Raw genomic sequence first — 7,211 nt, 5'->3', positions numbered from 1 at the left:
TCGGCGAACCACTTGGCGAAGGGCGGGTTGGACCAGTCGAGCGTCTCGGTGGGCTCGACCGCCCAGCTCAGGCGGCGGGCCTGCTCGGCCCAGAAGCCCAGACGGTCCTCGGAGGCCTGCGTGTACGCGGCCGCGGTCACGTTGGCGGCTGTGGCGAGCTCTGCCGGCGGGGCGAAGCGCCGCTCCTCCTTGAGCAGGTTGGCCAGGCTCTCGTTGCTCAACGCGCACTCCTCATCGAGTCATGATCCGGGGCATCCCGTGCGTGGGGATTGTCCCGTGTGTCCCAGCGCACAGCTCACCAGGCGAACAGGGCAGTTGACAAGAGGCTCCTGAGAATTGGTGTAGACCTTTGACCGATTGTCGAACGGCCGACGGCCCGTTCCGCCACCTGGAGGCGGCAGAACGGGCAGCGGCAGGTGGGTCCGTGCCCCGGCCCGCCCGGCGGGGACACGGACCCGGCTCTCAGGCGGCCAGCTGGGGACCCTCCTCGCTGCCCGCGGCCGGAGCCCGGTCGTCCTTTCTCACCTGTTCGGCCGAATCCCTGTCGGACCGGGGGGCGGTGTGGCTGTCGGCGCGGGCCTCGACCGGGCTGAACGTTCCGGCGGCGCGGTCCAGGACGTAGGCCTGGGCGGTGGCGAAGTCGAAGTACATTCCGACCAGCCGCAGGGTGCCCTCCTCGACCCGGCGCTCCACCGCGGGGTTCGCCATCAGCTGGTCCAGCTGCTGGACCACGTTGGTGATGCAGAGCTGCTCCGCGAGGTCCGTCACCGGCCGGTCGGCGAACTCGGCCGGGGCTCGTCGGAGCCGGTCCAGCGAGCCGCGGCCGTTGCGCAGCCAGCGGGCCAGCGGGGTGGGCGGCCCGGGGTGCTCGTGCACGCCGTCCAGCAGGGCCTTCATGGCGCCGCAGCCGGAGTGCCCGCAGACCGTGATCGAGCGCACCTCCAGCGCCTCCACCGCGTACTGCACCGCGGCGGCCACCGAGTCGTCGGCCGCGCCGGGTTCGAACGGGGCCGGCACCAGGTTGCCCACGTTGCGAACGGTGAACAGGTCACCCGGGCCGCTGTTGGTGATCATGCTGGTGACCATCCGGGAGTCCGCGCAGGTCAGGAAGAGCTGCGAGGGCGTCTGCCCTTCCCGGGCCAGCCGGGCGAGTTCGGGCCTGATCAGCGGGGCGGTGTGCTGCTGGAACACCCGGACGCCGTCCAGCAGCCGACCGTGCGGGTCCTCCTGCTGTTCGATGCAGTGGTGGCCGACCCACGGCGTCCAGGCCCGGCAGCGGTGCGGGCCCGGCGAACTGCCCGCGCGGACGGTGCCGTCGGGGTCGAGCACCTCGTCGTCCTGGCGTCGCGTCACCATCGAGACCCGTCCGCCCGCGGCCTGGCGTCCGGTCCGCCAGTTGTGCAGCGTCTCGTACGCGGCGTGGTCCAGGAAGGAACCGTCGTGCACCACGGTGACCTCCACGTCCGCGGGGATCGAGGCCAGCGCCCGGCTCAGCCGGGGGACGGCGGTGAAGGTGAGCGGCCCGTGTGTCTGGACGGTGACCGAGCCGTCGGGGCCGGCCTCGACGTCCACATGGGCTCGGGTCAGCCGGTAGAGCGCGAGCAGCACGGCGGTGCCCGCGCCGAGCCCGACGCCCCACAGCACCCCGAAGGCCACCACGCCGAGCACCGTGATCAGGTAGACCGGGAACTCGCGGTGCCGGTGCACCTTGCGGATGTGCGCGAAGCTCACCATCTGCAGCCCGACCACCAGCACCAGCGCGGCGAGCGCGGCCAGCGGGATCCGACGCAGTCCGCCGGTCAGCGCCAGTGCGGCGACCAGCACCCAGACACCGTGCAGCACCGAGGCCCACTTGGTCTGCCCACCGGCTCGGACGTTGGCGGTGCTGCGTACGGCGCCGCCGGCGATCGGCAGCCCGCCTACCAGGCCGCTGACCATGTTGGCGAGGCCCTGTCCGCGCAGCTCGCGGTCGAGGTCGCCGGTGCGCTTGGTCATCCGGTCGACCGCGACGGCGGACAGCAACGACTCCACGCTCGCGACGGCGGTGACGGTGAGGACGGCGGCGAGCACCCCGGCGAGTGGACCGTGCGGCAGCGCGGGCACGAGCGAGTGCGGCTGCCAGGCGGGCAGTTCGATGTGGGCCAGCCGCAGGTCCAGGGCGAGGGCGAGCGAGGTGGCGACGGCCACGGCGGCCAGCGGGCCCGGCACCTTGGCCAGCCGGTTGCCGAACTCCCCCGCGCGGCCGGGGAGTCGGTCGAGCCGGGGCCAGCCCAGCAGCACGGCCACGGTCACTGTGCCGGCCAGTAGTGCGGGCGGGTGTGGGCCGGCCAACTGCCCGGGCAGGGCGAGGAGGTTGGCGAGCGCCGAGCTCTGCGGGGATCCGCCGAGGACGACGTGCAGCTGGGCGATGGCGATGGTCAGCCCGACCCCGGCCAGCATGCCGTGCACGATCGCGGGCGAGACGGCGAGCGCTGTTCGGGCCACCCTGCGTACACCGAGCAGGAGTTGGAGCAGTCCGGCGGCGACGGTGACGGCGCAGGTGGCCTGCCAGCCGTGCTGGGCGATCAGCCCGGCGGTGATCACGGTCAGTGCGGCGGATGGCCCGCTGACCTGGAGCGGGGTGCCGCCGAACAGTCCGACCACGATGCCGCCCATGGCGGCGGAGGCGAGCCCCGCGGTGAGTGGGGCGCCGGTGGCGAGCGCGATGCCGAGAGAGAACGGCACGGCGATCAGGAAGACCACCAGGGAGGCGGAGAGGTCCTGGGCCCAGCGGACCCGGGAGTTGGGGCCCGGTGGTGCGTGGTCGGTGGTGTCGGAGGCGATGGGGGCGCTGGAGATGTCGAGGGTCATTGTCTTCCCGTCTGTCCGGGGGAACGAACGCAGTCAGGTCCGGCGGTGAGTCCGGGGTGGGGCTCCGGGGCGGATCGGCTGTCGTGGGTCGCGACGGTGTGGCGGGATGGCGTGGGCACGGCGGGGGAATGCGGGTCTCACCGGCCGGCGTTGACCATCAGGCCCGCCAGGGGCCCGGGCGAGGAGCGGGCTGTCTCGCCGAGGGCCGTCGGGACGGACAATCAAGACTCGGTAAACCGAGGGTAATGAAATCTTTGCACGACGTCGTTGCCGGTGGGAAGCGGAAAACCCCCTGATTCACCCCATTGGGTGGCGCTCGAACCGATGGGAATCGGCTGGTGGTGCCGTACGGGGCCGATACGGCGAACGGGCCGCGGCCTCCCCCGGGGTGAGGGGGGAGGCCGCGGCCCGTTCTGCCCGTGGTGGCGTCAGACGGCGACCGCCGTTGGGGCGGCCTGCTCGCCGTCGGCCGCGAACTCGCCCAGCACGAAGTCCTCGTCCACCTGGGTCGCCAGGTCGATGCCGGCCTTGGCATTGGCCCAACTCTCGGCGTTGCGCCGGTGGAAGAGCACCGCCTGCTCGGTGTACCGGTGCGCGTCGCGCCGTTCGTACGCCGCCTCGGCCTCGATCCGCAGCTGCTCCAGCACTGCCCGATTGGTCGGCTCCAGCGACTTCAGCGGCGGTTCGGCGCCCTGCTCCAGGCGGCGCACCCAGTCCGACTGTCCGAACGTGGCGAGCAGGTCGTCGCCGACCTCGCGGCGCAGGAACGCCAGGTCGTCCGGGCCCTGCACCTTGTTGCCGATCACCCGCAGCTGCACGCCGAAGTCCCGGGCGTAGTCCCGGTACTGGCGGTAGACCGAGACGCCCTTGCGGGTCGGCTCGGCCACCAGGAAGGTCAGGTCGAAGCGGGTGAACAGACCGGAGGCGAAGGAGTCGGAGCCCGCGGTCATGTCGGTGACCAGGTACTCGTCCGGGCCGTCCACCAGGTGGTTGAGCAGCAGCTCCACCGCGCCGACCTTGGAGTGGTAGCAGGCCACCCCGAGGTCCTCCTCGGTGAACGCCCCGGTCGCCAGCAGCCGGACCGAGCCTTCGTCCAGCGCGATCGGCCGGGCGCAGGCGGTGTAGACCGGGTTCTCCTCGACGATCCGCAGCAGGCGCGAACCACGGCCGGGCGGCGTGGTTTTGATCATCTCGTCGGCCGAGCGGATCAACGGGTTGCTGCCGCGCAGGTACTCCTTGAGCTGCGGCAAGTGAGCGCCGAGCGAGGGCAGTTCGACGGCCTGAGTGTCGGTCAGCCCCAGGGCGGGGCCCAGGTGCTGGTTGATGTCGGCGTCAACGGCGATGACCGGCCGGCCGGTGGCGGCCAGGTGGCGGATGAACAGTGCGGACAGCGTGGTCTTCCCGCTGCCGCCCTTGCCGACGAAGGCGATCTTCATCTGGGGCTCCGGCTCTCGCTCTGGGCCCTGGGGGCGGGCCGCGTGCTCAGGGGCGCGCGTGTGGGGCGCACGCCTAACTGGAAATCGTTATCGTCTCCGATAGTGGCCATGCTAGCCGGGGTTTGGGTCCAGCCGGGGGAGGGAAGTGAGGATTGCCTCTAACGGGTGATGCGGGGTTGCTGTTCCGGGATCGGCGGCCTGTTCATTACTCTCGGGTAGGTGAGCACTGGAACAGATCCCCTCGCCCCGCTGGCCCAGCTCCCCGGGGTGCCCGACGCGGTCGCCGAGGTGCGCAAGGCCGTCGACCGGCTCTACGGCCACCGGGTGATGCGCCGCCGCGCGGCCGAGGTCACCTCGGAGTCCGCGCTGCGCGGCGCCCGTGCGTCGGCGGCCGTGGCCGGTGCCGACTGGCCGCTGGAGGAGGTGCGGCGCCGCACCGACTTCGGCGCGGACGCCGAGGCCCGGACGGTCGGCGCGGCCCTGCGGATCGCCGCCGAGGCCGGCCAGCTGTTGAGCGTCTGGCGGCACTCGCCGCTGCAGGTGCTGGCCCGGCTCCACCTGCTCGCGGTCGGCGACGCCGACCCGGCCGCCGGTCGGCCGCGGCGGGCGGGGGAGGGCGCCGAGGAGCTCTTCCCGCTGGAGCTCAAGCCGGTGGAGAGCGTCGAGGTCGACGCCGCGGTCGGGCCGCTGCCCGTGTTGCCGCCGGCGCCGGACGCGGAGGAGGTCGCGGCCCGGCTGGACCAGCTCTCCCGGCTGCTGGTGGCCCGCGCGGAGGGCCACGGCGTGGGGACGCCGGCCCTGGTGGTCGCCTCGGTGGTGCACGGCGAACTCCTCGCCCTGCGGCCGTTCAGTGCCCACAACGGGGTGATCGCGCGGGCCGCCCAGCGGATCGTGCTGATCGCCGAGGGGCTCGACCCCAAGTCGATCTGCCCGGCCGAGGTCGGCCTGGCGGAGCTGGGCACCGACACCTATCGGCGGGCCCTCGCGGGGTACCTGGCGGGCACGCCCGAGGGGATGGCGGCCTGGATCGCCCACTGCGGGCGGGCGCTGCGGCTCGGCGTGCGGGAGAGCACCGCGGTCTGTGAGGCGATGCAGCGCGGCATGGCCTGAGCGGGCGTGCCGGACGCGGCCGAGTCGGCCGCGGACAGTACGGCCGCGGACACGAGGATGCGGCGGCACCTGATCCTGCTGGGTGCCGCCGCTGGTGCAGATACCGGGTGACCAAGCATGCACCGGAAGTGCCGATCAGACGGGGATCCTGCCCGTTCGTCTGGTCCGGCGGCCCGACAGCGGGTCGGCTGCATGTGGGTGCTCGGTTATCTGTACACGCGGTCCGTGGGGCCTGAACTGCGTTGTCGGTTTGACCTCTTCGGGTCCTGACCGGGTCTCGCGGGCCGTGCTTCATTTGTATCGCGTTTCGGCCGAAAGGGGAACCCGAAACGAGAAGTCTGTGCCGATTGCCCGTTTTGGTGGGCTTCTGTGCCTCTGTGCGGCCTCAGGCCGTAGGGCGGCGCCGGCGGGCCAGGTACCAGATCACCCCGGCGGTCACGAGGGCCGTTCCGACCGCCACGGCGGTCAGCACCGAACCGCTCGGCGCGGAGAACTCGGGCAGCCGCCGCCGCAGTTCCACCGGTCGGTCGAAGACCAGCACCGGCCACTCCCGGGCCAGCGCCTCCTTGCGCAGCGCGCGGTCGGGGTTGACGGCCGAGGGGTGGCCGACCGCCTCCAGCAGCGGCAGGTCGGTCGAGGAATCGCTGTAGGCGTACGACGCGGCCAGGTCGTAGCCCTCCGACGCGGCCAACTCCCGGATCGCGGCGGCCTTGTTCTCGGCGTAGGCGTAGTACTCGATATCGCCGGTGTAGCAGCCGTCCTCGACCTTGAGCCGGGTGGCGATCACGTGGTCCGCGCCGAGCAGCTCGCCGATCGGCTCGACCACCTCGGAACCGGAGCTGCTGACGATCACCACGTCCCGGCCGGCCGCGTGGTGCTGCTCGATCAGCGAGGCGGCCTCGTCGTAGATGATCGGGTCGATCAGGTTGTGCAGGGTCTCCGCGACGATCTCGCGGACCTGCTGGACGTTCCAGCCCCGGGTGAGCGCGGAGAGGTACTCGCGCATCTTCTCCATCTGGTCGTGGTCCGCTCCACCGACCAGGAAGACGAACTGTGCGTACGCGCTGCGCAGTACGGCCCGACGATTGATCAGGCCGCCCTGGTAGAACGGGCGGCTGAAGGCCAGCGCGCTCGACTTGGCGATGATGGTCTTGTCGAGGTCGAAGAATGCGGCCGTGCGCAGCCCGCTGGGCCGGGGGCCGGCGGGTGTGCTCCGCTCCCCGGGGCCGGTGGTGCCGCCCTGGGACTCGTCGGCGTGGTCGTCGGCGTTCTCGGTGGTGTCCACGGGAACCGAGGATAGAGGGAGCCACAAAACACCCCGCCATTCGGTGTACTCGTGGGCGTGCGGGTTTGTGTTTCTGGCCGCTCGGGTACACCATGGAAGTCACGGATCGTTCGCGACCGTGCTAACCCGGTCCGGCTCCTCCCCCCCGAGTCGGGCTGTGGATAGACGACCCCCGCTCTCCCCCCCGGCGGGGGTCGTCGCACGTCCGGGGCCATTTTCAGGGCTTGAAAGCTCTTCGCGGCGGCTTGGGCGACCGCCCCGTCGGGGGTGTACAGGGGGTGTCGACAGCTCGGTCCGTCCACCCCCTTTCGTCACTCTGTGTCGCCATTTGCTCATGGCTCGAGCGGCTCACGCGGCTGGTTCCGATCATCGTGACCGGGCCGTCGCGACGGGGCGTGCGGACGGCGGCGGGAGGGTGTCGGGAGAGTGCTCGGCCGGGGTGCGGTGAGTGGCCGGTTCATCTCCGTGGCCCCCTTTCGTCAATTCTTCGCCGATTAGCCCCCCGCCCGGGTGAACGTTTTCATCCACAA

5 protein-coding genes are annotated in these 7,211 nt (G+C 71.9%); 1 reads left to right on the top strand and 4 read right to left on the bottom strand.

The window, feature by feature from the left end; all coding sequences use genetic code 11:
* From ACH4E7_RS10005 to ACH4E7_RS09995, 3 genes are all read right to left on the bottom strand, one after another.
* Positions 1–221 (bottom strand): acetyl-coenzyme A synthetase N-terminal domain-containing protein (locus tag ACH4E7_RS10005; protein ID WP_396248507.1); only part of this gene is annotated, 221 nt, incomplete at its 3' end.
* Between the two features lie 241 nt (positions 222–462).
* The gene (locus ACH4E7_RS10000; protein ID WP_396248506.1) at positions 463–2,850 is read right to left on the bottom strand and encodes a SulP family inorganic anion transporter; all 2,388 of its coding nucleotides are present in this window, start codon (positions 2,848–2,850) and stop codon (positions 463–465) included.
* 428 nt (positions 2,851–3,278) lie between these two features.
* Positions 3,279–4,286: an ATP-binding protein gene (locus tag ACH4E7_RS09995; RefSeq protein WP_396248505.1), complete on the bottom strand. Its 1,008-nt coding sequence runs from the start codon at positions 4,284–4,286 to the stop codon at positions 3,279–3,281.
* 219 nt (positions 4,287–4,505) lie between these two features.
* On the opposite strand from ACH4E7_RS09995, the gene ACH4E7_RS09990 reads away from it, so the two are divergent.
* Positions 4,506–5,396, top strand: coding sequence for an oxidoreductase (locus ACH4E7_RS09990; RefSeq protein WP_396248504.1), 891 nt, complete (start codon positions 4,506–4,508; stop codon positions 5,394–5,396).
* A 385-nt stretch (positions 5,397–5,781) separates the two neighbouring features.
* Here ACH4E7_RS09990 and ACH4E7_RS09985 read toward each other — a convergent pair whose 3' ends face one another.
* The gene (locus ACH4E7_RS09985) at positions 5,782–6,579 is read right to left on the bottom strand and encodes an HAD family hydrolase (RefSeq protein WP_396248522.1); all 798 of its coding nucleotides are present in this window, start codon (positions 6,577–6,579) and stop codon (positions 5,782–5,784) included.
* Positions 6,580–7,211 lie beyond the last annotated feature (632 nt).

This window comes from Kitasatospora sp. NPDC018058, from assembly GCF_044327205.1.
In the GTDB taxonomy this organism is placed as follows: Bacteria; Actinomycetota; Actinomycetes; order Streptomycetales; family Streptomycetaceae; genus Kitasatospora.
Note: the sequence above shows the minus strand (reverse complement) of the source record. Positions and strands in the feature narration are given on the sequence as shown.

Excerpts from the sequence above, each read along its gene's own strand:
- ACH4E7_RS10000 (WP_396248506.1), bottom strand. The coding sequence starts at position 2,850 with ATGACCCTCGACATCTCCAGCGCCCCCATCGCCTCCGACACCACCGAC.
- ACH4E7_RS09995 (WP_396248505.1), bottom strand. The coding sequence starts at position 4,286 with ATGAAGATCGCCTTCGTCGGCAAGGGCGGCAGCGGGAAGACCACGCTG.